Below are 25,814 nucleotides of genomic sequence, written 5' to 3' on the forward strand. Positions count from 1 at the left end.
CCTGGAGTCCAACATGAACTTCCTCCGCTCCGAGCGCTGGGCCGCCGCTCTCCTCCTCATCGCCGCCGCGCTCGGCCTCCTGGTCGCGAACCTCTCGTTCGGGCCGGCGCTCATCGAGCTGAAGAACGCCCACCTCGACCTACCATGGCTCGGCCTCGACCTGTCGGCGGGCCACTGGATCAGCGACGGCCTGCTCGCGATCTTCTTCTTCATCGTCGCGGTCGAGCTGAAGCGGGAGCTCGTCATCGGCGAGCTCAACAGCCTGTCGAAGGCGCTGCTGCCGGCGATCGCCGCGATCGGCGGGGTCGTCGTGCCCGCGCTCATCTTCTTCGCGTTCACGGTGGGCACCGAGACGGTGAACGGATGGCCCATCCCCACCGCGACCGATATCGCCTTCGCCCTGGGCGTGCTCGCCATGTTCGGCACGTGGATCCCGACCCGCGTGCGGGTGTTCCTGCTCGCCCTCGCGGTGCTCGACGACCTCATCGCGATCCTCATCATCGCGTTCTTCTTCACCGCCGACGCGAACCTCGCGTCGATCGGCTTCGCGGGCATCGCGATCGCGCTGTTCGGCGCGGTGAGCCGCATGATGAAGCCGCGGTCGGCGTGGATCCTCTCGCGGAAGCCCCAGTGGCCGATCGTGCTCGTGCTGATCGTGCTCGGAGCGCTCGCCTGGTACTTCGTCTACCAGTCGGGCGTGCACGCGACGATCGCGGGCGTCGCGCTCGGCCTCGTGATGGCCCGCCGCCCCGGCGGCCGTGCCGTGCACGCGCTCGAGCCCTGGTCGAACGGCGTGATCCTGCCGCTGTTCGCGTTCTCGGCGGCGATGGTCGCCGTGCCGCAGGTGCGGCCGAGCGAGCTCGATCCGGCGTTCTGGGGCATCCTCATCGGACTGCCGGTCGGCAAGATCATCGGCATCATGGTGGCGGGCGGCCTCGGCGCGCTCGTCGTGCGACGTCGTGCCGGCATCCCGCTCACCCTCGGCGACCTCTTCGTCGTCGGCGCGCTCGGCGGCATCGGCTTCACGGTGTCGCTGCTCATGAACGAGCTCGCATTCATCGGGCTTCCCGAGGTCGCCGACGAGGGCACCCTCGCGGTGCTGCTCGGCTCGGGCGTCGCGATCGTCGTCTCGGCGATCGTCGTGAGCCTGCGCTCGCGCCACTACAAGCGCCACGGCGGTCACGCGGGCGTCGGCGGCGCGTTCTCGCGCTGACCGCGTGCGACACTCGAACGATGAGCGACAGCACACCGGCCGCCCGGTTCCTCCGAGCCGAACTCCAGGAGACCCGCCGCCGCGGTCTCGGCAAGGCCTGGCACACGGCGCTGCTGATCGCCGGTGAGGCGACCGGTCTGGGCGGGCCGTCGATCGCCGACCTCGTGGTCGTGCGCACGGGAACCGACGCCCCGGTGATCCGGACGCGGGCAGGCTCGCTCGATGAGGCCGACGCGCTGCTCCGCGCGATCAACGCCGATCTCGAGCGGATGTCGGTCGAGGAGTTCCTCGCCGAGTGGGGCCACCTGAAGGTCTAACCGGCGGCCCCGTCGACGATTGCGGCACCGCCGGAGCCCGCGGCATCCGTCGCCGGAGCCTCGGGAACCGGGAAGATCGCGATGATGAGCCGCGACACCCAGTCGATGAGGTCGGCGTCGCCCGGCAGCTCGCCGTTCGTGACGGGGAACGGCACGAGGATCACGTCGTTCTGCGCGAAGTGCTTGGCACCCGGGTACATGCGCTCGAGGCGCACACGGCGCGAGTCGGGGATGTTCGCGGGCGCGATGCGCAGCTTCGAACCGGTCGCGATGACGTCGGAGAGCCCGGCCCGCTGCGCCTCGCGGCGGAGCCTCGAGATCGCCACCAGGTGCTTGACCTGCTCGGGCGGCTCGCCGTAGCGGTCGACGAGTTCGTCGACGACCTGGTCGATCTGGCCGTCTTTCGCGGCCGGCCCGCTCGCCGCGGAGAGCTTCTGGTACGCCTCGAGGCGCAGTCGCTCGGAGTCGACGTAGTCTTCGGGGATGTGCGCGTCGACCGGCAGCTCGAGCCGGAGTTCGGTCTGGCCGGTCGCGACGTCGCCGCGGAACGCCGAGACCGCCTCGCCGATCATGCGCAGGTACAGGTCGAAGCCGACGCCCGCGATGTGACCGGCCTGTTCGGCGCCGAGCAGGTTGCCGGCACCACGGATCTCGAGGTCTTTCAGTGCGACCTGCATGCCGCTGCCGAGCTCGTTGTTGGCGGCGATCGTCGACAGCCGGTCGTGCGCGGTCTCGGAGAGCGGCTTCGCCGGGTCGTAGAGGAAGTAGCCGTAGGCGCGCTCGCGACCTCGCCCGACCCGGCCGCGCAGCTGGTGCAGCTGGCTGAGCCCGTACTTGTCGGCCCGGTCGATGATGATCGTGTTCGCGTTCGTGATGTCGAGGCCGGTCTCGATGATGGTCGTCGAGACCAGCACGTCGAACTTGCGCTCCCAGAAGTCGTTCACGATCTGCTCGAGCACGTGCTCGTTCAGCTGGCCGTGGGCGACGGCGATGCGCGCCTCGGGCACGAGTTCGGCGAGTTGGGCCGCGACCCGGCTGATGGAAGAGACCCGGTTGTGCACGAAGAAGACCTGCCCTTCGCGGAGCATCTCGCGGCGGATGGCGGCGGCCACCTGCTGGTCGGAGTAGGGCCCCACGAAGGTCAGGATCGGGTGGCGGTCTTCGGGCGGCGTCGCGAGCGTCGACATCTCGCGGATGCCGGTGACCGCCATCTCGAGCGAACGCGGGATCGGCGTCGCGCTCATCGCGAGGATGTCGACGTTGGTCTTCAGCTTCTTCAGTGCGTCCTTGTGCTCGACGCCGAACCGCTGCTCCTCATCGATGATGACGAGGCCGACGTCTTTGAACGTGACCTTCTCGGTGAGGATGCGGTGCGTGCCGATCACCATGTCGACGGTGCCGTCGGCGAGACCGGCGATCGTGTCGCGCGCCTCCTTGTCGGTCTGGAACCGGCTGAGTGCGCGCACATGCACCGGGAAGCCCGCGTACCGCTCGGCGAAGGTCTCGAGGTGCTGCTTGACGAGGAGCGTGGTCGGCACGAGCATCGCGACCTGCTTGCCCTCTTGGATCGCCTTGAACGCCGCGCGCACGGCGACCTCGGTCTTGCCGAAGCCGACGTCGCCCGCGAGCAGGCGGTCCATCGGGATCGACCGCTCCATGTCGGCCTTGACCTCGTCGATCGTCTGCAGCTGGTCGGGCGTCTCGGTGAACGGGAACGCCTCTTCGAGCTCGTGCTGCCACGGGGTGTCGGGCCCGAACGCGTGCCCCTTCGACGCCATGCGCGCCGAGTAGAGCTTCACGAGCGAGACGGCGATGTCGCGCACGGCCTTGCGGGCCTTGCCCTTGGCCTGCGCCCAGTCGCTGCCGCCCATCTTCGAGAGCGACGGCGCCTCGCCGCCGACGTAGCGCGAGAGCAGGTCGAGTTGGTCGGTCGGCACGAAGAGCCGGTCGCCGGCGTGGCCGCGCTTCGAGGGCGCGTACTCGATGACGAGGTACTCGCGCACCGCTGTGGGCTGCTGCTGGATGCCGGCGGTTCGGCTCGGTCCGGTGGGCCGTGCACCCGTGGCGACCTCGCGCTGCACCATCTCGATGAACTTGCCGATGCCGTGCGTCTGGTGCACGACGAAGTCGCCGGCCTTCAGCTGCAGCGGGTCGACGACGTTGCGACGGCGACTCGCGAGCTTCTTGCCCTGACGGGCGTCGTAGCCCGCGGCGCGGCCGTAGAACTCGGATTCGGCGAGGAGCCCGAGCTTGACCTCGGGCACCTCGTAGCCGTGCGCGGCGTCGGCTTGCACGAGGTAGGCGACGCCGGCCTCGAGTTCGGCCGGAACCTCGTCGACGAGCCGGGCCGCGAGGCCCGCTTCGGCGAGCACGTCGCGGGCTCGCTCGACCAGGCCGTGACCGGCGGATGCCACGACGAGCGACCACCCGTCGCGCAGACGTTCGGCCGCGTGGTCGACGGCACCGGCGACGTTGCCCTGGAAGCTCGGCATCGCGTTCGCCGCGACACGCACGGTCGCGGAGGAGCTCGTCAGGTGCGACTCGGCCTCGCCGCCGGCTGCGGCGACGACCTCGGCGGCGTCGCCCATGTCGAAGCCCGAGAAGTTCCACCACACGCGCTGGGGGTCTGGTTCGCCGGGAGCGCTGAACAGCACGGCATCGCGAAGCTGGCGCACCGTCAGGAAGTCGCCGGCGGCGAGGTCGATCGGCGCGGCGGCGCCGACCGTCGCGGCGTTCCACGCGGCGGCGAGGAACTCGCGGTTCGTCTCCCCGAGGTTGACCGCGCGCCCGGCGACGCGCTCGGGCTCGAGCACTGCGACCGCGGCGCCCGGTGGCAGGTAGTGCGCGAGCGGCACGAGCCGTTCGAGCAGTGCCGGGGCGAGCGATTCCATGCCCTCGACGGGAATGCCCTCCGACACCTTCTCGAGGAGGCCGGCGAGGCTCGGGAACTCGTGCACCATCTCGCGGGCGCGCTGTCGCACCGGCTCGGTGAGCAGCAGCTCACGACTCGGCGGCAGCGACACCCGCTCGATCACGTCGGGCAGCGAGCGCTGGTCGGCGACCGAGAACGCGCGGAGTTCCTCGACCTCGTCGCCGAAGAACTCGACGCGGACCGGGTGGTCGGCCGTGGGCGGGAAGACGTCGAGGATGCCGCCGCGCACGGCGAACTCGCCGCGCCTGGCGACCATGTCGACTCGTGCATACGCGAGGTCGACGAGTCGCACCGCGAGCTCGGCGAGGTTGTACCCGCGCCCGCCGGCGACGAGCTCGACGGGGTCGAGCGATGCCAGGTTGTCGGCGAGGGGCTGCAGGGCGGCCCGCACCGAGGCGACGACGACGAGCGGATGCCGCGAGCCGGCCTCGGCCCAGTCGTGCATGCGTCGCAGGGCATGGAGGCGCCGGCCGACCGTCTCGGCCGAGGGGCTCAGTCGCTCGTGCGGCAGCGTCTCCCATGCCGGGAACTCGATGAGTTCGGCGTCGGGCAGGTAGGGAGCGAGCGAGGCGCGCAGCGACTCGCCCTCACGGCTCGTGGCGGTGATGGCGAGCAGCGCAGGCGGCAGGCCGGCATCGGCCCGACGCTGCAGCAGGCCCGCGATCAGCGGGGCGTCGAGGCCTGCGGGTGCCGAGAAGTCTGCGTTCCGCTGGGCTTCGGCGAGTGCGGCGTCGACGGTTTCGGCACGCGAAAGCGCCGCGAGAAAGCCCTGGAGGTTCACCCGTCGAGTCTACGCGGCGCATCCGACACCACTCCCGCTGGTTGCCGACGACGCCCGCGGTGGTGCCGGCCGATACGGCTTCGGTCGACAGGGTGCGTCGGTGCCGGCCGATACGATGGGCGCCGCAGACGAAACGCCAGGAGGCCCTCCGCAATGATCACCGCCGCCGCCGACGGATCGGCCCTCGGAAACCCCGGACCTGCCGGCTGGGCCTGGTACGTCGACGACTCGTGCTGGGCGGCCGGCGGCTGGAAGCACGCGACCAACAACCAGGGCGAACTGAAGGCCGTGCTCGAGCTGTTCCGCGCGACGGCGCACCTCGACGACGAGCTGCTCGTGCAGTGCGACAGCCAGTACGTGATCAACTCGGTGACGAAGTGGATGCCCGGCTGGAAGCGCAAGGGCTGGCGCAAGGCCGACGGCAAGGCCGTCATGAACGTCGAGCTGCTGCAGGAGATCGACGAGGCCATCGCCGGCCGCCGCTACCGCTTCGAGTGGGTCAAGGGCCACATCGGCCACCCGCTCAACGAGGCGGCGGACACCCGTGCGCGCGCCGTCGCCGAGGCCTACCAGCGCGGCCGCGAGATCCCGGCCGGGCCCGGGTGGAGCGGCGACTGCGAAGACGACGCGGCCTCGATGGCCCCGATCACGCGCGCGGTGGAGCCGGTCGTGGCCGAAGAACTGCCCGAACCGATCGACCTCGGAGCGCCCGAGCTCGCGCTCGTCGAGCCCGAGCTCGATGACGCCCTGTTCAGCCTCGACGAAGAGCCCGAGGCCTGGCACAGCGTCACCCTCGAGCTGTCGACCGAGGAGATCGATCGGCTGCGCGTTCGCGCCCAGGCCGAGGGCCTCTCGCCCGAGGAGTTCCTCCGCCGGCTGATCTGATCGGCCGGCCGGCCTGCCGATGCCGGTACGGACACCTGGCGCCGAGCGGGCTCAGCTCGGTGCGTGGAACTTCTGCTGCGCCGCCACGAGACCGTCGCTCGCGACCGCCTCGACGGCGTCGGCGGCATCCGACAGCAGGTTCGGCAGGGTCTGGCGTTCGGCGGCCGAGAAGTCCTTGAGCACGAAGTCGGCCGGGTCCTGACGTCCGGGCGGGCGGCCGATGCCGACGCGCACCCGCAGGAACGGCGCGGCATCCGTCGCCTTCTGGATGTCGCGGAGGCCGTTGTGCCCGCCGTGGCCACCGCCCTGCTTCAGTCGAACGGTGTCGAACGGCAGGTCGAGCTCGTCGTGCACGACGATGAGCTGCTCGGGGCTGAGCGAGTAGAACTTCAGGAGCGCCGAGACCGGCCCGCCCGAGGTGTTCATGTAGCTGTTGGGCTTCGCGATCACGAGTTTCGGTCCGCCGGGGCGGAGGAATCCCTCGGCCACGCGCGACGGCGTCTTGTGACTCTTGAACGGCGCGCCGATGCGCTCGGCGAGCTCGTCGGCGACCATCTGGCCGACATTGTGCCGATTCGCGGCGTACTGGGCACCGGGGTTGCCGAGGCCGACCACGAGCCAGGTGTTCTGGGGCATGGCGTCGTCCTTCCGGCGCGTGCGCAGCAGGTCGAGGAATCCCATCGGATCTCCGTACGTGTGTGGAACGGGCGAGGCCCCGCGCCCCGCAGTCCGAGCGTACCCGGGTGCGGGAGGCGGGGCCTCGTCGCGGTGCTTCGAGTGCTACTCGGCGGCCTCTTCGGCAGCGGCCTCGGCCGCTTCCTCGGTGGCTTCGCCCTCGGCTGCGGCCTCAGCGGCCTCCTCGCCGAGGTCGACCTTCTGCGGGGTGTGCACGTTGATGACGAGCGACTCGGGGTCGGTCAGCAGCGTCGCGCCCTTGGGCAGCGTGACGGCACCGGCGTGGATCTGGGTGCCCTCTTCGAGGCCCTCGACGTTCACGACGACGTTCTCGGGGATGTGCGTCGCCTCGACCTCGAGCGACAGCGTGTGCTGGTCGACGTCGGCGATCGTGCCGGGGGCGCTCTCACCCTCGACGTGCACGGGAACCTCGACCTGGACCTTCTCGCCCTTCTTGATGACGATGAGGTCGAGGTGCTCGATGACCTGGTGCACCGGGTCCTTCTGGACGTCCTTGACGAGCGCGAGCTGGCTCTTGCCCTCGATCTGCAGGTCGAGCACGGCGTTGGCCTTGCGCAGGATCAGGCCGATCTGGTGCGCGGGCAGCGCGATGTGACGCGGCTCCGTGCCGTGGCCGTACACGACGGCGGGGATCTTGCCGGTGGCGCGCAGCTTGCGGGCAGCGCCCTTGCCGAACGACTCGCGCGTGTCTGCGACGACCTTGTTGTCTTCGTCCATGATGTGTCTCCTTGCGGGCTCGCGGCCCAGATCGTTGTCTGTTGTTTTCGACTCGAACGCGCGCAGTCGGACTGCGCAGAAGCGTGAGGAAAAGCCGTGGAGCCTGCTCCTACCGCGTCGATCACGGATGCCCTCGCGCCCGCTCTCGCGGACGAACCCGGGCCTCCCTCGCCGAAGTTCACGGCCCGTGCACCAGAAGTGCGCATGACCGACCATGAAGTCTACCAGCCCTGCCGACGCGCGTCGCCGAGACCTCTCAGCAACGCCGCGCAACGGTGAGCCTCGCTCACAGTACGCTGGAGTCGATCCCAAGAAACTCACGAGGAGAGTGTTCGTGCCTGCATCAGCATCAGCAAACATCGGCGTCGTCGGACTCGCGGTCATGGGGTCGAACCTCGCCCGCAACCTCGCGAGCCGTGAGGGCAACACCGTCGCGGTGTTCAACCGCTCCCCCGAGCGCACGCGAACGCTGACGACCGAACACCCCGAGGCCGGTTTCGTCGCCTCCGAGAGCTACGACGACTTCGTCGCCTCGCTCGCCAAGCCCCGCACCGCGATCATCATGGTGCAAGCCGGCAAGGGCACCGACGCGGTCATCTCCGAGCTCGTCGCCCGCTTCGAGCCGGGCGACATCATCGTCGACGGCGGCAACGCGAACTTCCACGACACCATCCGCCGCGAGGGCGAGATCGCTCCCAGCGGCATCCACTTCGTCGGCACCGGCATCTCGGGCGGCGAAGAGGGCGCACTGAACGGCCCCTCGATCATGCCCGGCGGATCCGTCGAGTCCTATGAGACGCTCGGCCCGATCCTCGCGTCGATCGCGGCGGTCGCCGAGGGCGAGCCGTGCGTCACGCACGTCGGCACCGACGGCGCCGGCCACTTCGTCAAGATGGTGCACAACGGCATCGAGTACGCCGACATGCAGCTGATCGCCGAGGCCTACGACCTCATCCGCCAGGGCACCGGCAAGTCCCCCGCCGAGATCGCCGACATCTTCGCCGAGTGGAACACCGGCGAGCTCGAAAGCTACCTCATCGAGATCACGGCCGAGGTGCTGCGCCAGACGGATGCCGCGACCGGCGAGCCGCTCGTCGACGTCATCCTCGACGAGGCGGGCGCCAAGGGCACCGGCGCGTGGACCGTGCAGAACGCCCTCGACCTCGGCGTGCCGACCTCGGGCATCGCCGAGGCGGTCTTCGCCCGCAGCCTCTCCTCGAAGCGCGCACAGCGCGAAGCGGCATCCGACCTGCCCGGCCCGGCCGAGGCATGGACCGTCGCCGAGGGTGATGCCGACGCATTCATCGAAGACGTGCGCCTCGCGCTCTACGCATCGAAGATCATCGCCTACTCGCAGGGCTTCGACGAGATCATCGCCGGCGCGGAGCAGTACGGCTGGGACGTCAAGAAGGGCGACATCGCGAAGATCTGGCGCGCCGGATGCATCATCCGCGCCCGCTTCCTGAACCGCATCGCCGACGCCTACGCCGACGACCCCGCGCTCGTCGCGCTCGTCGTGGCACCGTACTTCCGCGACGCCGTCGCCGGCGCGCAGGAGTCGTGGCGCCGAGTCGTCGCGATCGCGGCGCAGTCCGGCATCCCGACGCCCGCGTTCTCGTCGTCACTCGCCTACTACGACGGCCTGCGTGCGCAGCGCCTGCCCGCCGCGCTCATCCAGGGTCAGCGCGACTTCTTCGGTGCGCACACCTACAAGCGCGTCGACAAGCCCGGCGTCTTCCACACGCTCTGGTCGGGCGACCGCTCGGAGATCGAGACGACGCCCTCCTCGCATTGAGGGGCCGGTCATGCGCGACCCGAAATGGCGTGACGAGGGCGAGGAACCCGACTACCGGTTCACCCTCGCCAACGAACGGACCTTCCTCGCGTGGATCCGCACGGCGCTCGCGCTCCTCGCGGGCGGCGTGCTGCTGCACCAGTTCGCGACGGAGCTCGATCCGCGTCTCGTCGTCACGCTGCTGTCGACGTGCCTCGGCGTCGTCGCCGCCGTGCTCAGCGTCGTGTCGTACACGCGGTGGCGCGCCAACGAGATCGCGATCAGGAACGGCCGTCCGCTGCCGTTCAGCTGGGTGCTGCCCGCGCTGGCGGCCGTGTGCCTCCTGACGAGCGCCGTGCTCGTGGTGCTGCTCCTCGTGGCGTGATGGGCGACTGACATGGCCGCGTACAGCATTCCCGCGACGGGCGACCCGGGGCTCCAACCCGAGCGCACGGCGCTCGCGTGGAGCCGTACGGCGCTCGCGCTCGCGGTCAACGCGCTGCTCTCGATGCGCGCCGGGTTCGTGGCCGGCCAGCCGCTGCTGGTCGCCGTCGGGGTGGTGCTGTTCGCGGCATCCGGTGCTGCCGTCGCGATCGGCACGGTGCGGCGCCGTCAGCTCGCGGGGCATCGGCTCGTCATCACTCCCCCGCGCGGCGCACTCGTGGGTGTCGCGGCCGCGACCCTGCTCGCGAGCCTCGGCGGCATCGCCTCGATCTTCGCAGGGGGTGCAGTGTGAGCGAACCGCACCCCGAGCTGCAGGGCGCCGACGACGACGACCCGCGCGGCCCCGTCTTCGGTGAACGCCGGCGGCGCGCCATCCGCATCACGGTGCTCGTGGCACTCTGCGCCATGCTGCTGCCCATCGTGCTCTCGGTCTTCGGCACCGCCCAATCGGCGGCGCAGCGCTCGTGCGCGGTCTCTGCGGCCCAGTTCGACACGGATGCCGCAGGCGCGCGCGTCTCGTTCGACCTCTTCGCCCGCGGCGGGCCGGGCTGGCAGTGCTTCTCGGTCGGTGAGAACGGCACCGAGACCCTCATCGCCGAGCTCGGGCTCCTGCCCGGGGCCCCCCGCCCGATCGACCCCGACGAACGCGACGCCTGAGGCTCGCCCGATGGTGCCGCGCCGCGGCTCGAGGTATCTTGACATCGAGATACTTTGGAGGTCGCCCATGCTGCATCACGTCCAACTCGCCTGTCCCCCGGGCCGCGAAGCCGAACTGCGCGAGTTCTACCTCGGCGTGCTCGGATTCGCCGAACTCGAGAAGCCTCCGATGCTCGCCGGGCGTGGCGGGTGCTGGTTCCGCCGCGACGGCATCGAGCTGCACCTGGGCGTCGACCCCGACTTCCGCCCGGCGACGAAGGCCCATCCAGGGGTCCTCGTCACCGACCTCGACGAGTGGGCGGGCCGACTCCGCAGCGCCGGCTACCCCGTGCGGTTCGACGACGACTTCCCGGGCATGCGCCGCTTCTACAGCGAGGACTGCAACGGCAACCGGCTCGAGTTCCTCGAACCGGTCGCCTGAGGCCTGCGGCGGTTCGCCCGGCTCACTCCTCTGGCAGGAAGACGCGCTTGTACTTGCGGCCGTCGGCGAGCTCGACCGTCTCGGCACGCAGCAGGCCTCGAGTGACCCGCTGGTAGATCGCCTGCGGCGTCACGCCGAGCTTCGCGGCCGCCTCGGCCACCGAGAGGCCAGGCAGCTCGGTCGGCACGCTCGACGGGCGCTCGCGCTTGCGCTTGCGGCTGGCCTCGTTCCTCGCCGCGATCTCGTCGTCGTCACCGGCCCAGCGGTACTTCGCCGCCGAGGAGCTGAGGCCCGCGGCATCCGCGATCTCGTCCCAGGTGCGCCCGTCGGCCAGTGCGTCGCGCACCGAGGCGAGCGACGCCGGGTCGGCTTCGAGCGCGGCGACGAGCGAGCGGATGCCCCGGAGCCGCTCGAGCGGCGAGGCATCCGTCTCGTCGTCTGAGACGTCGCCGTGCAGCGCGTCGAGCCCCACGAGCTCGGCGAGCGCGCGGGCGGTCTCGGCGGAGAGGAACGACACGGCGACCGGCTCAGCCGTTCAGCAGGTCGTTGCGCACCTGGCGGCGCAGCACCTTGCCGATGAGGGACTTCGGAAGTTCGTCGGCCTGCACGACGCGCTTCGGCACCTTGTAGGGCGTGAGCCCGTCGCGCACGAAGTCGCGGAGCGCCGCCTCGTCGAGGGCGGCGCCGTCGCGCAGCACGACCACGGCGACGACCTGCTCGCCCGAGTGCTCGTCGGGCAGGCCCACGACCGCGGCCTCCTCGACGTCGGGATGCGCGCGCAGTGCCTCCTCGACCTCGCTCGGTGCGACGTTGAAGCCGCCCGTGATGATGAGCTCCTTGATGCGATCGACGATGCGCACGAAGCCCTCGTCGTCGATCGCGACGATGTCGCCCGTGCGGTACCAGTCGGCTCCGCCGTCGGTCGCGGGCACGAAAACGGCCTCGGTCTCTTCGGGCTTGCGCCAGTAGCCCGAGAACACCTGCGGGCCGCGCACGATGAGTTCGCCCTCGGTGCCCGTCGCCACGTCGGCGTCGGGCGACTCGGGGTCGACGACGCGCACCTCGGTCGAGGGCAGCGGCAGGCCGACGGTGCCGGCCTTGCGGTTGGGCGCGACCGGGTTGGCCATGAGCACGGGCGAGCACTCCGAGAGGCCGTAGCCCTCGACGAGGTACCCGCCGGTCTCGGCCTCCCACGGCTCGACGACGGCGGGCGAGAGCGGCATGGCGCCCGAGATCGCGATGCGGATGCCGTCGAGCGAGACGCCCTCGGCGACCGCGGCCCGGGTGAGCCGGTCGTAGATGGGCGGCACTGCGGGCAGGAACGTCGGCGGATGCCGCTTCACGACCTTCAGCACGAGGTCGGGATCGAACTTCGGGAACAGCACGAGGCGGGCGCCCATGCTCATCGCGAAGGTGAGGCAGAGCGTGAGCCCGTAGGCGTGGAACATCGGCAGCACCGCGTAGACGACCGAGGTGCCGCGTTCGATCTCGGGCACCCACGCACGAGCCTGGGCCGCGTTCGCGCCGAGGTTGCCGTGCGTGAGCGTCGCACCCTTCGGGCTGCCGGTCGTGCCGCTCGTGTACTGGATCACGGCGACGTCGGAGACCTCGGGGCCGATGATGTGCGCATCGATCGGCTCGGCACCGACGATCTTCTCCCACGGGGTCGTGCCGCGCACCGTCGTCGTGAGCGCCGCGCGCGACTCGCGGGCCTTCGCGACCGGCAGCCGAAGCATCGCTCGCATCGTGAAGGGCATGGCCCGGGTCACGTCGACCGAGATGATCGTCCGCACCGCGACATCCGGCGGGAACTCCTGGATGGTCTCGACGACGTTGTTCCAGGCGATGACGATGCGTGCGCCGTGGTCTTCGAACTGGTGGCGGAGCTCGCGCGGGGTGTAGAGCGGGTTGTGCTCGACGACGATCGCCCCGAGTCGCAGCACCGCGTAGAAGGCGACGATGTGCTGCGGGCAGTTCGGCAGCACGAGCGCGACCGGGTCGCCCTTCTGCACGCCGAGGAGTCGCAGGCCCTCGGCCGCGCGCTCGATCTGCTCGCCGAGCTCGGCATAGCTCGTCGTGCGGCCGAAGAACTCGAGCGCGACGTTGTCGGGGTAGGTCTCGACCGACGTGCGGATCAGGTCGGCGAGCGAACCCGTCTCGGCGGGGAGGTCGGTCGGCACCCCCGCGGCGTAGCTCGAGAGCCAGGGGCGAGGTGTCGTGATCTCCATGGTCGGGCCTATGCCGCGCCGTCGAACATGCTCGTGACCGAGCCGTCTTCGAAGACCTCGTGGATGGCCCGGGCGAGGAGCGGCGCGATCGGCAGCACCGTGAGGCGGTCCCAGCGCTTCTCTTCGGGGATCGGCAGCGTGTCGGTGACGACGACGCGGTCGATGAACTCGGACTGCAGGATCTGCGTCGCCGGGTCGGAGAAGACCGCATGGGTCGCTGCGACGACCACGCCGATCGCGCCGTTCGCCTTCAGCGCCTCGGCCGCCTTGACGATCGTGCGGCCCGTGTCGATGAGGTCGTCGACGAGAAGGCAGACGCGGCCGCTCACGTCGCCGACGATCTCGTGCACCGAGACCTGGTTCGGCACGAGGGGGTCGCGACGCTTGTGGATGATCGCGAGCGGTGCGCCGAGCTTGTCGCTCCAGATGTCGGCGACGCGCACGCGGCCCATGTCGGGCGAGACGACGGCGAGCGTCGAGGGATCGAGGGAGTTCTTGAACTCCTCGAGCAGCACGGGCATCGCGAAGAGGTGGTCGACGGGGCCGTCGAAGAAGCCCTGGATCTGCGCGGCGTGCAGGTCGATCGACATGATGCGGTCGGCGCCGGCTGCCTTGAACAGGTCGGCGACGAGGCGTGCCGAGATCGGCTCGCGGCCGCGGCCCTTCTTGTCTTGCCGCGCGTAGGGGTAGAAGGGCGCCACGACGGTGATGCGCTTGGCCGACGCGCGCTTCAGCGCGTCGATCATGATGAGCTGCTCCATGAGCCACTCGTTGATGGGCGAGGTGTGCGACTGGATCACGAACGCGTCGGAGCCGCGAACGCTCTCGTCGTAGCGGGCGTAGATCTCGCCGTTGGCGAAGGTGCGCGCGTCGGTCGGCACGAGGTCGGCGCCGAGCTCGGCTGCGATCTCATTCGCCAGCGACGGGTGTGCCCGCCCCGACACGAGTACGAGGCGTTTCGAACCGGTGGTCTCGATTCCCGACATGTCTCGGTGTGTCCTCTCCACCCGCCTCGGCCGGTGCGTCAGTCGGCAGCGGGGCCCGTCGTCTCGGCGGCGGCGGCTGCCTCAGCAGCCGCAGTGCCGGCGCGATGCGTCTGGACCCATCCCTCGATATTGCGTTGCGGCGCCACGTTCACGGCGAGTGCTCCGGCGGGGACGTCTTTGCGAACGACCGTGCCGGCGCCCGTGTAGACGCCGTCCCCAATCCTAACGGGCGCGACGAAGACGCCGTGCGAGCCGGTGCGCACATGCGAGCCGATCTCGGTGCGGTGCTTGTCGACGCCGTCGTAGTTGGCGGTGATCGAACCGGCACCGACGTTCGAGTGCTCGCCGATCGTCGTGTCGCCGATGTAGCTGAGGTGCGGCACCTTGCTGCCCTCGCCGATGTTCGCGTTCTTCGTCTCGACGAAGGCGCCGATCTTGCCGTCGGCGCCGAGCACCGTGCCCGGTCGCAGGAAGGAGAACGGCCCGACGGCGGCCCCGGCGCCGATGACCGCGAGGGTGGCGTCGGTGCGCTTCACCTCGGCGTTCTCGCCGATCTCGCAGTCGACGAGCGTCGTGTCGGGGCCGACGAGCGCGCCGGTGGCGATGAGCGTCGCCCCCTTGAGCTGCGTGCCGGGGCGGATCGTGACGTCGGGCTCGATGCGCACGGCGAGGTCGATCCAGGTCGTTGCGGGGTCTTCGATCGTGACGCCGTTCAGCTGCCAGCCGCGCACGATGAGGGCGTTCAGGCGGGCCGCCGTCTCGGAGAGCTGCGCGCGGTCGTTGATGCCCGCCACGAGCCACGGCTCGGAGACGGGAACCGCCTCCACCTCGGAGCCGGCGGCGCGCAGCAGGCCGATCACATCGGTGAGGTACTTCTCGCCCTGGGCGTTGTCGGTCGTGAGGTTCGCGAGCTGGTCGCGGAGCGCCGCCGCACCGAATGCGTAGATGCCCGCGTTGATCTCGGCGATGGCGCGCTCGTCGGCGGTCGCGTCCTTCTGCTCGACGATGCGGTCGAAGAGGCCGGCCGCGTCGCGCACGACACGTCCGTAGCCGGAGGGGTCGTCGTAGACGGCCGAGAGCACGGATGCCTCGGCGGCATCCGCACGGTGCTGCTCGAGGAAGGCGGCGAGCGTGTCGGCGTTCAGGAGCGGCACGTCGCCGTTCAGCACGAGCACCTCCCCGTCGAAGTCCGCCGGGAGCGCGGCGAGCGCCTGCTCGACGGCGCGGCCCGTGCCGGGGATCTCGTCCTGGTCGACGATGATCGTGCCCGGCAGTTCGCGCTCGACGACCGTGGCGACGAGGTCGCGCTCGTGCCGCACCACCGCGACGATGTGCACGGCGTCGAGCGCCCGCGCCGTCGCGAGCACGTGCGCGACGATCGGGGCGCCCGCGAGCGGGTGGAGCAACTTCGGCACCGCGGACTTCATGCGCGTGCCCTGGCCTGCAGCGAGGACGATGATGGCGAGGTTCTGGTCGGTCATTCGCGCGGATTCCTATCGGTGCGGTCTGTGGGATCGATCGGGCGGGCGTTCCGGCTCCGCCACCAGGATTCGAACCTGGACCGAACAGCTCCAAAGGCTGCCGTGCTGCCGTTACACTATGGCGGATCGCGCGGGCGCGTGGCCGCGCGCGACAACCAGTCTGCCATGAGCGGGCGGTCGCCCATGAGCCCACTGACGCTTCGAGGCATCCGGCGACTTCTGCCACGGCACCCCGCGCGGTCACGGGATAATGACGGGATGACCGATGCTGACGAGGTCGACCGGATCGTCGACGACTGGGAACGCGAGCGCCCCGACCTCGATTTCTCGCCGCTGCAGGTGCTCTCGCGCGTCGCGCGGCTCTCGAAGCACCTCGACCGTGCGCGGCGTCAGGCGTTCGCCCGTTCGGAGCTCGAGTCGTCGGAGTTCGACGTGCTCTCCGCCCTGCGCCGCGCGGGCACGCCGTACCGGCTCTCCCCCAAGCAGCTGCTGCAGCAGACGCTCGTCTCGAGTGGCACGATGACGAACCGCATCGACCGGCTCGTCGAGCGCGGGCTGGTGAACCGGCAGACCGACCCGAACGACGGTCGCGGCATCCTCGTCGAGATGACCGCCGCCGGGCTCACGCGGGTCGACGCCGCCATCACGCGACTCGTCGACGCAGAGGCCGAGCTGCTCCGCAGCCTCCCGGCCGCCGAGCAGAAGCGACTCGCCGGGCTGCTGCGCAAGCTCAGCCTCGGGTTCGACTGAGACCTGCCCTCCATCGGCTCAGTCCATGCCGGCTGAGTCCATGCCGACTCAGTCCGTGCCGACTCACGCACAGTTTTGATAATGATTATCATTAACGATACGGTGACGGCGTGAACACACTCAAGAGACGATCCCCTCTCCGATTCGCCGCTGTCGCGGCCCCCGTCCTCGCGCTGGCCCTGGCCGGTTGCTCGAGCTCGGCCGGCGCCGACGACGAGAGCGACCCCGCCTCATCCGACGACCACGCGACCGCGACGGAGGTGAGCGCGCCGCGCGTCGTCGTGAGTTATGACGGCGGGCTCCTCCTGCTCGAGGGCGACTCGCTCGAGCCGGTCGACGAGGTGCCGCTCGGCGGCTTCCTGCGCCTGAATCCTGCCGGCGACGAGCGCCACGTCGTGGTGTCGACGGATGACGCGTTCCGCGTGCTCGATACCGGAGTGACGATCGAGCGGCACGGCGACCACGCGCACTACTACGCCGAGGCCCCCGAGCTCACGGACCTCGAGTTCGCGGCCGAGCACCCCGGACACGTCACGACGCACGCCGGCACGACCGCGCTCTTCGCCGACGGCACCGGACGCGTCGAGCTCTTCGACCCCGCCGCCCTCGTCGGGGGCGACGCCGATTCGACCACCTACGAGGGCCCCGACGCGCACCATGGCGTCGCGGTCGCACTCGACGGCGGCGGCCTGCTGACGACGATCGGAACGAGCGAGCTCCGAACGGGCGCGGTCGCGCTCGACTCCTCGGGCGCCGAGATCGCCCGCACGGAGGACTGCCCCGGCGTGCACGGCGAGACCGTCGCCGCCGACGACGTCGTCGTGATCGGTTGCGAGAACGGCGCGGTGCTGTACCGCGACGGTGTCTTCACGAAGGTCGCCTCGCCCGACGCCTACGGCCGCATCGGCAACCAGGCCGGCTCCCCCGAGTCGGCGATCGTGCTCGGCGACTACAAGGTCGACGCCCAGGCAGAACTCGAGCGCCCGCAACGGGTGAGCCTCATCGACACCGACGCCGCGACGCTGCGACTCGTGGACCTCGGCACCAGCTACACGTTCCGCTCGCTCGCCCGCGGACCGCACGGCGAAGCGCTGGTGCTCGGCACGGACGGGGCGATCCATGTCATCGACCCGGAGACGGGCACGGTGACGAAGCGCATCGAGGTGGTCGCCGCGTGGACGGAGCCGATCGACTGGCAGCAGGCGCGTCCGTCGCTCGAGACGCACGCGCACCGCGCGTACGTCACCGACCCGGCGACGTCGACGGTGCGTGTCGTCGACCTCGAGTCCGGGGAGATCACGGCGAGCGCCGAGCTGCCGCACGTGCCGATCGAGTTGTCGACCGTCGGCGAATGAGCCGGGCTGCGTGAGCGCAGCGGATGCCGCCGAGCGATGGCACTCGGCGGCATCCGTGCGCCGCTATCGGCGCATGACCTTGCGAGCGAGCCAGTTGCCGAGGAACTGCACGCCCTGCACGAACACGACAATGATGATGACCGCCGCCCAGGTGATGGCCGGCTCGAACTGGCGGTAGCCGTAGACGAGAGCGAAGTTGCCGAGCCCGCCGCCACCGATGAAACCCGCCATGGCGGTCATGTCGACGATCGCGACGAGCACGAAGGTGTAGCCGAGGATGAGCGGGCCGAGCGCCTCGGGGACGACGACCGTTCGGAGGATGCGGAACGGACCGGCACCCATCGCCCGTGCCGCCTCGATCACGCCGGGAGACACTGTGAGCAGATTCTGCTCGACGATGCGGGCGATCGCGAACGAGGCTGCGATCGAGAGCGCGAAGATGAGCGCGTCATTGCCGATGCCCGTGCCGATCACGAGTCGCGACAGCGGCTGCACGGCGGCGATGAAGATGATGAACGGGATCGGACGGAAGAAGTTGATGACGACGTTCACGATGTTGAACACCGCTCGGTTCGACAGCAGGCTGCCCGGCCGCGTCGTGTAGAGCACCAGGCCGAGCAGCAACCCGCCGAGCCCGCCGATGAGCAGCGTGAGGCTCGCCATGTAGAGGGTCTCGACGGCAGCGACCCAGAACTCGGAGCCGAGATCGAACAGGCGATCCATCACGACACCTCCGTCACGTCGACGCGGGAGGATATCTCGGCGAGGACCGCGTCGACTGCGGCATCCGTGCCCCTGATCGCGAGCGTGAGGTGACCGAACGCCCGGCCCTGGATGTCGTTGATGCCGCCGTAGACGAGCTCGAACTCGACCCCGGCGGTCGCGAGGGCGACGAAGACCGCGGCCTGCGAGGCGTCGCCGTCTCGGAACGAGATCGTGACGATGCGACCCTCATGGCGCTCGCGCAGCACGTCGAGCTCTGCGGGCGACGGGATGCCCTTCACGACCGTGCCGACGAAGCGCTGGGACGACGGGTTCTGCGGGTTCGAGAAGACGTCGAACACGTCGCCGTGCTCGATCACGCGGCCGCCGTCCATGACGGCGACCTTCGTCGCGATCGACTGGATGACGTCCATCTCGTGCGTGATGACGATGATGGTGACCCCGAACTCGCGGTTCACTCGCTTCAGCAGGGTGAGCACCTCCTGCGTCGTCTCGGGGTCGAGCGCGCTCGTCGCCTCGTCGGCGAGCAGCAGCCGCGGCGAGGTCGCGAGCGCACGGGCGATGCCGACGCGCTGCTTCTGCCCTCCCGAGAGCTGGTCGGGGTAGTTCTTGGCCTTGTCGGTGAGGCCGACGAACTCGAGCAGTTCGGCGACGCGAGCCGCGACCTCGCTCTTCGACGCACCCGCGACCGTCAGCGGATAGGCGATGTTCGCCCAGACCGTCTTCGAGTTGAAGAGGTTGAACTGCTGGAAGATCATGCCGATGCCGAGCCGGATGCTGCGGAGCTCGCGCTCGGGCATGGTCGTGATCTCCCGGCCGTCGACCTCGATCGAGCCCGAGGTCGCGGGTTCGAGTGCGTTCACGAGCCGCACGAGCGTGGACTTTCCGGCACCCGAGTAGCCGATGATGCCGTACACGTCACCGGGTTCGACCTCGAGGGTCACGCCGTCGATCGCGACGACCGGCGGGGCGCCCTTCTCGGGCGCAGGGTACGTCTTGGTGACGTTGCGCAGGGCGACGAGCGCCATGGTGTTCTCCTTCAACGCCGAACCGGGCGGCGGGCACCGGAGTCGGTGCCCGCCGCCCGTCGGCGGGTGGTCGATCGCGAGAGCTGAGCCGGATCGCTCCGGTCGGAACTCGGGAGATCAGCCCTTGAATGCCTTGGTGTCGGCCTCGACCTTGGTGAGCGACTTCTCGAGGTCGGCGATGGGGGTCTGCACCGGGACGCCGGTGCCGCCGGAGGCCTCGAGGAGGCCGGCCTGCACCTCGGGGTCGGTCTGGAAGATCTCGACGAGCTTCTTGTACGTCGCGTTGTCCTTGTCTTCGGCGCGCGTGGCGAAGATGTTGACGTAGGGCAGCGCGTTCGGGTCGGACGGGTCGTCCTGCGCGATCGCGTCCTCGAAGGTGAGGCCGGCGTCGGCGACGAAGTCGTTGTTGATGACGGCGGCGGCGAGGTCGGGCAGCGAGGTCGGCGTGAGCGAGGCCTCGAGTGCGGTGACCTTGACCTTCGACGCCGACTCGTCGACGTCGGCCAGGTCGGAGAAGATCGTGCCGCCGCTCTTCAGCTCGATGAGGCCGGCCGACTGCAGCACGAGGAGTGCGCGCGCCTGGTTCGAGGCGTCGTTCGGCACGGCGACGGTCTCGCCCTCGGGGATGTCCTTCACCGAGTCGTACTTCGTCGAGTAGAGCCCGAGCGGGTAGATCGCGGTCGAGCCGATGGGCGCGAGGTCTTCGCCGGCCGACACGTTGTAGTCGGCGAGGTAGACGATGTGCTGGAACTGGTTCAGGTCGAGCTCGCCCTCGGTGGTCGCCGGGTTCGGCTGGGCGTAGTCGGTGAAGTCGACGAGTTCGATCTCGATGCCTTCGTCGGCGGCGGCCTCTTCGAAGGCGGTCCACTGGGGATCGGCCTTGCCGACGACGCCGATCTTGATGACCTCGTTCGCGGCGTCGCCCTCACCGGCAGCCGGAGTGGCGCAGGAGGCGAGACCGAAGACGAGCGGCACTGCGGCGAGTGCGGCGATGAGCTTCGACTGACGGGAGGACGGGTGCTGACGTGACATGGTGGTTCCCTTTCGCTGTATTGCACGCGATCGGGTGCTGTTGGCGTGGAGCAGGCATGGCTCCGCCACAGTTGTTGACGGTGGGGGCTTCGATGCCGCGATCGCGGGTGCATGAACAACGCTAGGCGAAGAATCTTTGCCTGCTCGACGCCAGAGTCACAGTGCGTCACAGCTTCTGCGACGCTAGGCCTCCAATGACTCGGAAACTTCGAGCCAACGCGTTTCGAGGTCGGCGACGGTTGCCTCGAGCTCGCGCAACGAGTCGCCGAGTGCCGCCAGGCCGACGTAGTCGCCCTGGTCGTGCACCGCGAGCTTCTCGTGCTGCGCGGCGATCTGGGCCGACAGCTTCTCGAGCTTGCGATCGATCGAGGCGAGCTCCTTCTCTGCGTTGCGCTTGTCGGCGCCTGCGAGCGAGCTCCCCGCTCCCCCGGTCGCCGCAGTGGCCGCTCCAGCAGGCTGCGACGTCGTCGATGCCACCGGAGTCGCGGCGGACGCGGCATCCGATGCCCTGCGCAGCTCGAGGTACTGCTCGACACCCCGTGGCAGGTCGCGCAGGTGCCCGTCGAGGATCGCGAACTGGCGGTCGGTGACGCGCTCGATGAGGTAGCGGTCGTGCGAGACGACGAGCAGCGTGCCCGGCCACGAGTCGAGCAGGTCCTCGATGGCCGCGAGCATGTCGGTGTCGAGGTCGTTGGTCGGTTCGTCGAGGATGAGCACGTTCGGTTCCTGGAGCAGGATGAGCAGCAACTGCAGGCGACGCTTCTGGCCGCCCGAGAGGTTCTTGACGGGCGTCGACAACTGCGCCGTCGTGAAGCCGAGGCGCTCGAGCAACTGCCCGGGCGTCATCTCCTTGTCGCCGACCTGATAGCTCGACCGCTGCTCGGCGACGACCGCGGAGACTCTCGAGTCGGCCCACTCGGTGAGCTCGTTGAGCTCCTGGCTGAGGGTTGCGATGCGCACCGTCTTGCCCCGCTTGACCCGGCCGCTCGTGGGCTCGACGGCACCCGTCACGAGCCCCAGCAGCGTCGACTTGCCGGCGCCGTTGACGCCGAGGATGCCGGTGCGCTCGCCGGGCGCGATACGCCATTCGACGTCGTGCAGCACCGTGCGGGTCGCCGGCTCTCCGGTCACGGGGTCGACCATCGGGAACTGCACCGAGACGTCGATGAGGTCGACGACGTCCTTGCCGAGCCGCGAGACTGCGAGCCGGTCGAGTTCGACCTTGTTGCGAATGGGCGGCTCGTTCGCGATGAGCTCGTTCGCCGCGTCGATGCGGAACTTCGGCTTCGAGGTGCGCGCCGGGGCGCCGCGACGCAGCCACGCGAGTTCCTTGCGCATGAGGTTCTGGCGCTTCGCCTCGGATGCCGCGGCGGAGCGGTCGCGCTCGACGCGCTGCAGCACGTAGGCCGCGTAGCCGCCCTCGAACGGCTCGACGATGCCGTCGTGCACCTCCCAGGTCGCGGTGCAGACCTCGTCGAGGAACCAGCGGTCGTGGGTCACGACGACGAGCGCGCCGGAGTCGGCCGGCCAGCGACGCTTCAGGTGCCCGGCGAGCCAGGCGATGCCCTCGACGTCGAGGTGGTTGGTCGGCTCGTCGAGGAAGACGACGTCCCAATCGCCGACGAGCAATGCCGCGAGGCCGACACGGCGGCGCTGACCGCCGGAGAGGCTCGCGATCTGCCCGTGCCACGGCACGTCGCCCAGGAGGCCGGCGATGACGTCGCGCACCTTCGCGTCGCCCGCCCAGACGTGTTCCTCGATGCCGCCCACGACGAACTCGGCGACGGTCTTGCCGGGGTCGACGACGTCGGACTGGTCGAGCGTGCCGATGCGGATGCCGCGGCGATGCGTGACACGGCCGCCATCGGCCGCGAGCCGACCGTCGAGGAGCTTCAGGAGCGTGGACTTGCCGTCGCCGTTGCGGCCGACCACGCCGATGCGGTCGCCCTCGTCGATGCCGAGGGTGACCTCGTCGAAGACGACGCGCGTCGGGAATTCGAGGTGCAGGCGCTCGGCGCCCAGAAGATGTGCCATGTCCCCCTGAGCCTACTTGCAGTCGCTCAGCCCGAGATGATGCGCGCCCCGTGCACCGCCCCGTGCACGTGCACGGCGTGCAGGCGTGCGGCCGAGAGCGCGACCTGCAGTTCGAGCGCCGAATCGGTGTCGTCGACGAGGAACGCGATGGTCGGACCCGACCCCGAGACGAGACCGGCGAGCGCCCCGTGGGCGGCGCCGAGGTCGAGGATGCCGCCGAGGCCCGGTGCGAGGCTCAGTGCCGCGCTCTGGAGGTCGTTGTGCAGTGACGCTGCGAGGCGGTGGGCGTCGCCGGCGCGGAGCGCCTGCAGCACCGCGGCATCGACGACGGGCGCCGTGCCGTCGTGCACGAGTCCGAGCCGCGACTCCCGCTGGCGGTCGAGCTCCCGGTACACGGCGGGCGTCGACAGCCCGAACTCCGCGACCGCGAGCACCCAGTGGAACGACCCCGTCGCGAGCGCGGGGCTGAGCTGGTCGCCGCGGCCCGTGCCGATCGCCGTGCCGCCCGAGAGGGCGAACGGCACGTCGGCACCGAGCTTGGCGGCGAGGGCGTGCAGCTCCTCCTTGGAGAGCGCGGTGTCCCACAGCGCGTCGCAGGCCACGAGCGCAGCAGCCGCGTCCGCCGATCCGCCGCCCATGCCGCCCGCGATCGGCACGTGCTTCTCGATCTCGAGGTGCACGCCGCCCGGCACGCCCGCGGTGCGGGCGAGGAGCTTCGCAGCCTTGATGGCGAGGTTCGAGCGGTCGGTCGGCAGCCCCGAGGTGTCGACGCTGCCGCCGAACGAGACGCTGAACCGGTCGTCGGGCCAGGCGCGCACGTCTTCGTAGAGGGAGACCGCCTGGTACGCGGTGGCCACGTCGTGGTAGCCGTCGGCCTGCACCGCGCCGACCCGCATGAAGAGGTTGATCTTGCCGGGTGCCCGAACGTGCACTGCCTCGTCGGTCGCCGCGATCGTCATGACTCCACGCTAACCGACCGCTTCGACGGTCACTGCGCCGAGCCAGCTGCGCAGGGTCGCTTTGACCTCGGCGAGGTCGTCGCCGTTCGGCAGCCGCCCGCGCACGAGCCCGATCGACGTCTTCCCTGCGCTGCGCGCGGACGCCGACGCGAGCAGGAACTCGCCGCCCTCGAGCGGAAATCGGGCGGTCGGGTACTTCGCCGCGAGGTTCAGGGCGAGCGGTTCGACACCGGTCCGTGCGGTGACGACCGCCACGAGCGCGCGGAGCGCCGGCTCGACGTCGCCCGCGATCGTGCGCGTGACGCTCACTTCGAACGTGCCGTCCTGCCGCTGACCGGGCAGGCGGATGCCTCGTGCCTGCTCGTACCCGACGGTGATGCCCTGAGCCCACCACGAGTCGACGCCCTGGTCTCGCACGAGCCAGGTCGCGATCGCCTGGTGCTTCCACTCTGCTGCGCCCGCCGCGTCGAGCAGCGCGAACCACTCGTCACGCGACTTCCCGGTCGCGCTGACGACCGCGTCGTCGCCGACGCCGTCGACGCTGCCGCCGACGGCGTCCTTCCCCGTGCCCTGCGTCCCCACGGCACCACGCTAGCGCGTGATCAGGCCGCGCGGGCGATGCGCAGGAAGTCGGCGACGGTGAGTTGCTCGCCGCGCTCCTGCGGGTCGACCCCGGCGGCTTCGAGCACGGCCGTCGCCTGCGCCGATCCCCCGCCGAGCACCGTCGAGAGCGACTGCCGCAGCATCTTGCGTCGCTGCTGGAATGCGGCATCGACGAGGGCGAAGGTGGCGAGGCGCTCGGCCTCGGTTCCCGGGGCATCCCTCCGCTCGAAACCCACGAGCACGGAGTCGACGTTCGGCACCGGCCAGAAGACCATGCGCGAGACCTGACCGGCCGTGCGCCAGTCGCCGTACCAGGCCGCCTTGACGCTCGGTGCGCCGTAGACCTTCGAACCGGGTTCGGCGGCGAGCCGGTAGCCGACCTCGGCCTGCACCATGACGATGCCCGACTGCAGCGAGTCGAAGTGCTCGAGCAGGTGCAGCAGCACCGGTACCGAGATGTTGTACGGCAGGTTCGCGACGAGCCGCACGGGGTCGCCGGGCAGCTCGGTGACGCGCATCGCGTCTTCAGTCACGACCGTGAGCGAGGTCCCCGGCTGCATGATGCCGGCGGTGTGCGGCAGCTGGGCGGCGAGGCGCTTGTCGATCTCGACGGCGATGACGGATGCGCCGGCCTCGAGCAGCCCGAGGGTCAGCGAGCCGAGGCCGGGCCCGATCTCGAGCACCGTCTCACCCGAGCGCACGCCCGCGGTCTGCACGATACGGCGTACGGTGTTCGCATCGTGCACGAAGTTCTGGCCGAGCTTCTTCGTCGGCGTGACATCGAGCAGCTGCGCGAGATCGCGGATCTCCGCCGGCCCCAGCAGGCGCGGCTCCGTCTCGGCACCCTCGGCCGCGTGTCGATGCGCGTTCACGCCGTCGCCCCCATCACGGGCTCATCCTGCCACGAGCCGTACACCGCCACCGTGTTCGCCGCGAGCTGTTCGCAGAACTCGTCGAGGTCGGTCCCCAGCACCTCGGCCATGAATCGCACCGTGTGCGGCACGAGGTAGGGGGCGTTCGGGCGGCCGCGGAGCGGGACGGGCGTGAGGTACGGGGCATCCGTCTCGACCAGGATGCGGTCTCGCGGGGCGACCCGGAGCGCCTCGCGGAGGTTCTCGGCGTTCTTGAACGTGACGTTGCCAGCGAACGAGAGGTACCAGCCCTCGTCGGCGGCGAGCCGCGCGAGCTCCTCGCCGCCCGAGAAGCAGTGGAAGACCGTGCGGTCGGGTGCGCCGACCCGGCGCAGCGTCTCGACGACGTCGTCGTGCGCGTCGCGATCGTGGATCTGCAGGGCGAGCCCGTGCCGCTTCGCGATGTCGATGTGGGCCTCGAAGGAACGGAACTGCGCGCCCCGCCCGCCTTCGCCGGTGCGGAAGAAGTCGAGCCCGGTCTCGCCGACCGCACGCACGCGCGGGCGCGCGGCGAGCTCGTCGATCACGGCGAGGGCCTCGTCGAGCGTGCCCGCGGCCTCGAGCTCGGGCGCCTCGTTGGGATGCAGCGCCACGGCGGCGAGCAGCCGCGGCTCGACCGCCGCGACCTCGGCCGACCAGCGCGACGTCGCGACATCAGTTCCGACCTGCACGGCACCGGCGATGCCGACGGATGCCGCGCGCTCGAGGTGCTCGTGCACGTCGATGGGCAGCGCGCCGTCGGCGATCTCGAGGTGCGTGTGGTTGTCGTACACGGCCACGGGGAGCGCCTCGGGCGCCGGCGGGTACTCGGCGGCACGGCCGCCGTCTGAGCGGGTGCGGAGGTGTGCGGGCGAGGGGTCGCTCACGCCGCTGCTGCTCCGAACCGC

At 70.3% G+C, this 25,814-nt stretch carries 25 protein-coding genes and 1 tRNA gene; 10 read left to right on the top strand and 16 right to left on the bottom strand.

The annotated features are described in order from the left end of the window. The first annotated feature begins 13 nt into the window (after nt 1-13). Both ACFCVM_RS15765 and ACFCVM_RS15770 read left to right on the top strand, forming a co-directional pair. Nucleotides 14-1,213, top strand: coding sequence for a Na+/H+ antiporter NhaA (locus tag ACFCVM_RS15765; protein ID WP_375837522.1), 1,200 nt, complete (start codon nt 14-16; stop codon nt 1,211-1,213). A gap of 20 nt (nt 1,214-1,233) precedes the next feature. Then, nucleotides 1,234-1,530 (top strand): hypothetical protein, encoded by a 297-nt coding sequence (locus ACFCVM_RS15770; protein WP_375837523.1) that lies wholly within the window; start codon nt 1,234-1,236, stop codon nt 1,528-1,530. On the opposite strand, the gene mfd is transcribed toward ACFCVM_RS15770, so the two are convergent. Further along, the gene (gene mfd / locus ACFCVM_RS15775) at nt 1,527-5,243 is read right to left on the bottom strand and encodes a transcription-repair coupling factor (protein ID WP_375837524.1); all 3,717 of its coding nucleotides are present in this window, start codon (nt 5,241-5,243) and stop codon (nt 1,527-1,529) included. The genes ACFCVM_RS15770 and mfd overlap by 4 nt on opposite strands. 153 nt (nt 5,244-5,396) lie before the next feature. Here mfd and ACFCVM_RS15780 point away from each other — a divergent pair, with 153 nt between their 5' ends. Then, nucleotides 5,397-6,128: an RNase H family protein gene (locus tag ACFCVM_RS15780; protein ID WP_375837526.1), complete on the top strand. Its 732-nt coding sequence runs from the start codon at nt 5,397-5,399 to the stop codon at nt 6,126-6,128. 51 nt (nt 6,129-6,179) lie between these two features. Here the strand turns inward: ACFCVM_RS15780 and pth are convergent, their stop codons facing one another. Both pth and ACFCVM_RS15790 read right to left on the bottom strand, forming a co-directional pair. Continuing rightward, a complete protein-coding gene (gene pth, locus ACFCVM_RS15785) occupies nt 6,180-6,764 on the bottom strand; it encodes an aminoacyl-tRNA hydrolase (RefSeq protein ID WP_375837645.1) in 585 nt (194 codons plus the stop codon). Nucleotides 6,765-6,908: 144 nt separating this feature from the next. Then, complete coding sequence (locus tag ACFCVM_RS15790) at nt 6,909-7,541, bottom strand: 50S ribosomal protein L25/general stress protein Ctc (RefSeq protein WP_375837528.1); 633 nt, start codon at nt 7,539-7,541, stop codon at nt 6,909-6,911. Between the two features lie 214 nt (nt 7,542-7,755). Here ACFCVM_RS15790 and gndA point away from each other — a divergent pair, with 214 nt between their 5' ends. From gndA to ACFCVM_RS15815, 5 genes are all read left to right on the top strand, one after another. Beyond that, entirely contained in the window at nt 7,756-9,336 is a 1,581-nt protein-coding gene (gene gndA, locus ACFCVM_RS15795) for an NADP-dependent phosphogluconate dehydrogenase (protein ID WP_375837530.1), read from the top strand. A gap of 10 nt (nt 9,337-9,346) precedes the next feature. Continuing rightward, nucleotides 9,347-9,700, top strand: a complete 354-nt coding sequence (locus ACFCVM_RS15800; protein ID WP_375837532.1) for a YidH family protein — start codon at nt 9,347-9,349, stop codon at nt 9,698-9,700. A gap of 12 nt (nt 9,701-9,712) precedes the next feature. Further along, nucleotides 9,713-10,051: a DUF202 domain-containing protein gene (locus ACFCVM_RS15805; RefSeq protein ID WP_375837534.1), complete on the top strand. Its 339-nt coding sequence runs from the start codon at nt 9,713-9,715 to the stop codon at nt 10,049-10,051. After that, a complete protein-coding gene (locus ACFCVM_RS15810) occupies nt 10,048-10,416 on the top strand; it encodes a hypothetical protein (protein WP_375837535.1) in 369 nt (122 codons plus the stop codon). The genes ACFCVM_RS15805 and ACFCVM_RS15810 overlap by 4 nt, the downstream gene beginning before the upstream one ends. Before the next feature lie 67 nt (nt 10,417-10,483). After that, complete coding sequence (locus tag ACFCVM_RS15815) at nt 10,484-10,837, top strand: VOC family protein (protein WP_375837537.1); 354 nt, start codon at nt 10,484-10,486, stop codon at nt 10,835-10,837. 22 nt (nt 10,838-10,859) lie between these two features. On the opposite strand, the gene ACFCVM_RS15820 is transcribed toward ACFCVM_RS15815, so the two are convergent. The 5 genes from ACFCVM_RS15820 to ACFCVM_RS15840 all read right to left on the bottom strand — a co-directional run bounded on the left by ACFCVM_RS15820 (nt 10,860) and on the right by ACFCVM_RS15840 (nt 15,658). Beyond that, nucleotides 10,860-11,354, bottom strand: coding sequence for a hypothetical protein (locus ACFCVM_RS15820; RefSeq protein ID WP_375837539.1), 495 nt, complete (start codon nt 11,352-11,354; stop codon nt 10,860-10,862). A 10-nt stretch (nt 11,355-11,364) separates the two neighbouring features. Further along, entirely contained in the window at nt 11,365-13,065 is a 1,701-nt protein-coding gene (locus ACFCVM_RS15825) for a long-chain-fatty-acid--CoA ligase (RefSeq protein WP_375837541.1), read from the bottom strand. 8 nt (nt 13,066-13,073) lie between these two features. After that, nucleotides 13,074-14,051, bottom strand: a complete 978-nt coding sequence (locus ACFCVM_RS15830) for a ribose-phosphate diphosphokinase (protein WP_375837543.1) — start codon at nt 14,049-14,051, stop codon at nt 13,074-13,076. Nucleotides 14,052-14,089: 38 nt separating this feature from the next. After that, a complete protein-coding gene (gene glmU, locus ACFCVM_RS15835) occupies nt 14,090-15,532 on the bottom strand; it encodes a bifunctional UDP-N-acetylglucosamine diphosphorylase/glucosamine-1-phosphate N-acetyltransferase GlmU (protein ID WP_375837545.1) in 1,443 nt (480 codons plus the stop codon). 54 nt (nt 15,533-15,586) lie between these two features. Continuing rightward, nucleotides 15,587-15,658: transfer RNA gene (locus ACFCVM_RS15840), tRNA-Gln, on the bottom strand. A 132-nt stretch (nt 15,659-15,790) separates the two neighbouring features. Here ACFCVM_RS15840 and ACFCVM_RS15845 point away from each other — a divergent pair. Beyond that, nucleotides 15,791-16,282: a MarR family winged helix-turn-helix transcriptional regulator gene (locus tag ACFCVM_RS15845; RefSeq protein ID WP_375837547.1), complete on the top strand. Its 492-nt coding sequence runs from the start codon at nt 15,791-15,793 to the stop codon at nt 16,280-16,282. A gap of 110 nt (nt 16,283-16,392) precedes the next feature. Beyond that, nucleotides 16,393-17,637, top strand: coding sequence for a zinc metallochaperone AztD (aztD, locus tag ACFCVM_RS15850; protein ID WP_375837549.1), 1,245 nt, complete (start codon nt 16,393-16,395; stop codon nt 17,635-17,637). 63 nt (nt 17,638-17,700) lie between these two features. On the opposite strand, the gene ACFCVM_RS15855 is transcribed toward aztD, so the two are convergent. The 8 genes from ACFCVM_RS15855 to ACFCVM_RS15890 all read right to left on the bottom strand — a co-directional run bounded on the left by ACFCVM_RS15855 (nt 17,701) and on the right by ACFCVM_RS15890 (nt 25,793). Continuing rightward, a complete protein-coding gene (locus ACFCVM_RS15855) occupies nt 17,701-18,360 on the bottom strand; it encodes a methionine ABC transporter permease (RefSeq protein WP_375837551.1) in 660 nt (219 codons plus the stop codon). Then, nucleotides 18,360-19,388, bottom strand: a complete 1,029-nt coding sequence (locus tag ACFCVM_RS15860) for a methionine ABC transporter ATP-binding protein (RefSeq protein ID WP_375837552.1) — start codon at nt 19,386-19,388, stop codon at nt 18,360-18,362. Before ACFCVM_RS15860 ends, ACFCVM_RS15855 begins: the two co-directional genes overlap by 1 nt. Nucleotides 19,389-19,505: 117 nt before the next feature. Further along, a complete protein-coding gene (locus ACFCVM_RS15865) occupies nt 19,506-20,420 on the bottom strand; it encodes a MetQ/NlpA family ABC transporter substrate-binding protein (protein WP_375837554.1) in 915 nt (304 codons plus the stop codon). Between the two features lie 183 nt (nt 20,421-20,603). Then, entirely contained in the window at nt 20,604-22,454 is a 1,851-nt protein-coding gene (locus tag ACFCVM_RS15870) for an ABC-F family ATP-binding cassette domain-containing protein (RefSeq protein WP_375837556.1), read from the bottom strand. A gap of 26 nt (nt 22,455-22,480) precedes the next feature. Then, the gene (locus ACFCVM_RS15875) at nt 22,481-23,413 is read right to left on the bottom strand and encodes a 4-(cytidine 5'-diphospho)-2-C-methyl-D-erythritol kinase (protein WP_375837557.1); all 933 of its coding nucleotides are present in this window, start codon (nt 23,411-23,413) and stop codon (nt 22,481-22,483) included. Nucleotides 23,414-23,422: 9 nt separating this feature from the next. Continuing rightward, nucleotides 23,423-23,995 (bottom strand): hypothetical protein, encoded by a 573-nt coding sequence (locus tag ACFCVM_RS15880; RefSeq protein ID WP_375837559.1) that lies wholly within the window; start codon nt 23,993-23,995, stop codon nt 23,423-23,425. Between the two features lie 20 nt (nt 23,996-24,015). Then, nucleotides 24,016-24,888, bottom strand: coding sequence for a 16S rRNA (adenine(1518)-N(6)/adenine(1519)-N(6))-dimethyltransferase RsmA (rsmA, locus tag ACFCVM_RS15885; RefSeq protein WP_375837561.1), 873 nt, complete (start codon nt 24,886-24,888; stop codon nt 24,016-24,018). Next, complete coding sequence (locus ACFCVM_RS15890) at nt 24,885-25,793, bottom strand: TatD family hydrolase (RefSeq protein ID WP_375837563.1); 909 nt, start codon at nt 25,791-25,793, stop codon at nt 24,885-24,887. The genes rsmA and ACFCVM_RS15890 overlap by 4 nt, the downstream gene beginning before the upstream one ends. Between the last annotated feature and the right edge of the window lie 21 nt (nt 25,794-25,814).

Source organism: Agromyces sp. NPDC056389, assembly GCF_042262385.1.
GTDB lineage: Bacteria > Actinomycetota > Actinomycetes > Actinomycetales > Microbacteriaceae > Agromyces.

Bases quoted from the DNA above. Each gene is read 5' to 3' on its own strand.
- ACFCVM_RS15790 (WP_375837528.1), bottom strand. From the start codon at position 7,541: ATGGACGAAGACAACAAGGTCGTCGCAGACACGCGCGAGTCGTTCGGC.
- ACFCVM_RS15845 (WP_375837547.1), top strand. From the start codon at position 15,791: ATGACCGATGCTGACGAGGTCGACCGGATCGTCGACGACTGGGAACGC.
- ACFCVM_RS15765 (WP_375837522.1), top strand. From the start codon at position 14: ATGAACTTCCTCCGCTCCGAGCGCTGGGCCGCCGCTCTCCTCCTCATC.
- pth (WP_375837645.1), bottom strand. From the start codon at position 6,764: ATGCCCCAGAACACCTGGCTCGTGGTCGGCCTCGGCAACCCCGGTGCC.
- ACFCVM_RS15805 (WP_375837534.1), top strand. From the start codon at position 9,713: ATGGCCGCGTACAGCATTCCCGCGACGGGCGACCCGGGGCTCCAACCC.
- ACFCVM_RS15815 (WP_375837537.1), top strand. From the start codon at position 10,484: ATGCTGCATCACGTCCAACTCGCCTGTCCCCCGGGCCGCGAAGCCGAA.
- ACFCVM_RS15770 (WP_375837523.1), top strand. From the start codon at position 1,234: ATGAGCGACAGCACACCGGCCGCCCGGTTCCTCCGAGCCGAACTCCAG.
- glmU (WP_375837545.1), bottom strand. From the start codon at position 15,532: ATGACCGACCAGAACCTCGCCATCATCGTCCTCGCTGCAGGCCAGGGC.
- ACFCVM_RS15800 (WP_375837532.1), top strand. From the start codon at position 9,347: ATGCGCGACCCGAAATGGCGTGACGAGGGCGAGGAACCCGACTACCGG.
- ACFCVM_RS15870 (WP_375837556.1), bottom strand. From the start codon at position 22,454: ATGGCACATCTTCTGGGCGCCGAGCGCCTGCACCTCGAATTCCCGACG.
- ACFCVM_RS15855 (WP_375837551.1), bottom strand. From the start codon at position 18,360: ATGGATCGCCTGTTCGATCTCGGCTCCGAGTTCTGGGTCGCTGCCGTC.
- gndA (WP_375837530.1), top strand. From the start codon at position 7,756: ATGAAGTCTACCAGCCCTGCCGACGCGCGTCGCCGAGACCTCTCAGCA.
- ACFCVM_RS15875 (WP_375837557.1), bottom strand. From the start codon at position 23,413: ATGACGATCGCGGCGACCGACGAGGCAGTGCACGTTCGGGCACCCGGC.
- ACFCVM_RS15780 (WP_375837526.1), top strand. From the start codon at position 5,397: ATGATCACCGCCGCCGCCGACGGATCGGCCCTCGGAAACCCCGGACCT.
- ACFCVM_RS15825 (WP_375837541.1), bottom strand. From the start codon at position 13,065: ATGGAGATCACGACACCTCGCCCCTGGCTCTCGAGCTACGCCGCGGGG.
- ACFCVM_RS15830 (WP_375837543.1), bottom strand. From the start codon at position 14,051: ATGTCGGGAATCGAGACCACCGGTTCGAAACGCCTCGTACTCGTGTCG.
- ACFCVM_RS15860 (WP_375837552.1), bottom strand. From the start codon at position 19,388: ATGGCGCTCGTCGCCCTGCGCAACGTCACCAAGACGTACCCTGCGCCC.
- ACFCVM_RS15865 (WP_375837554.1), bottom strand. From the start codon at position 20,420: ATGTCACGTCAGCACCCGTCCTCCCGTCAGTCGAAGCTCATCGCCGCA.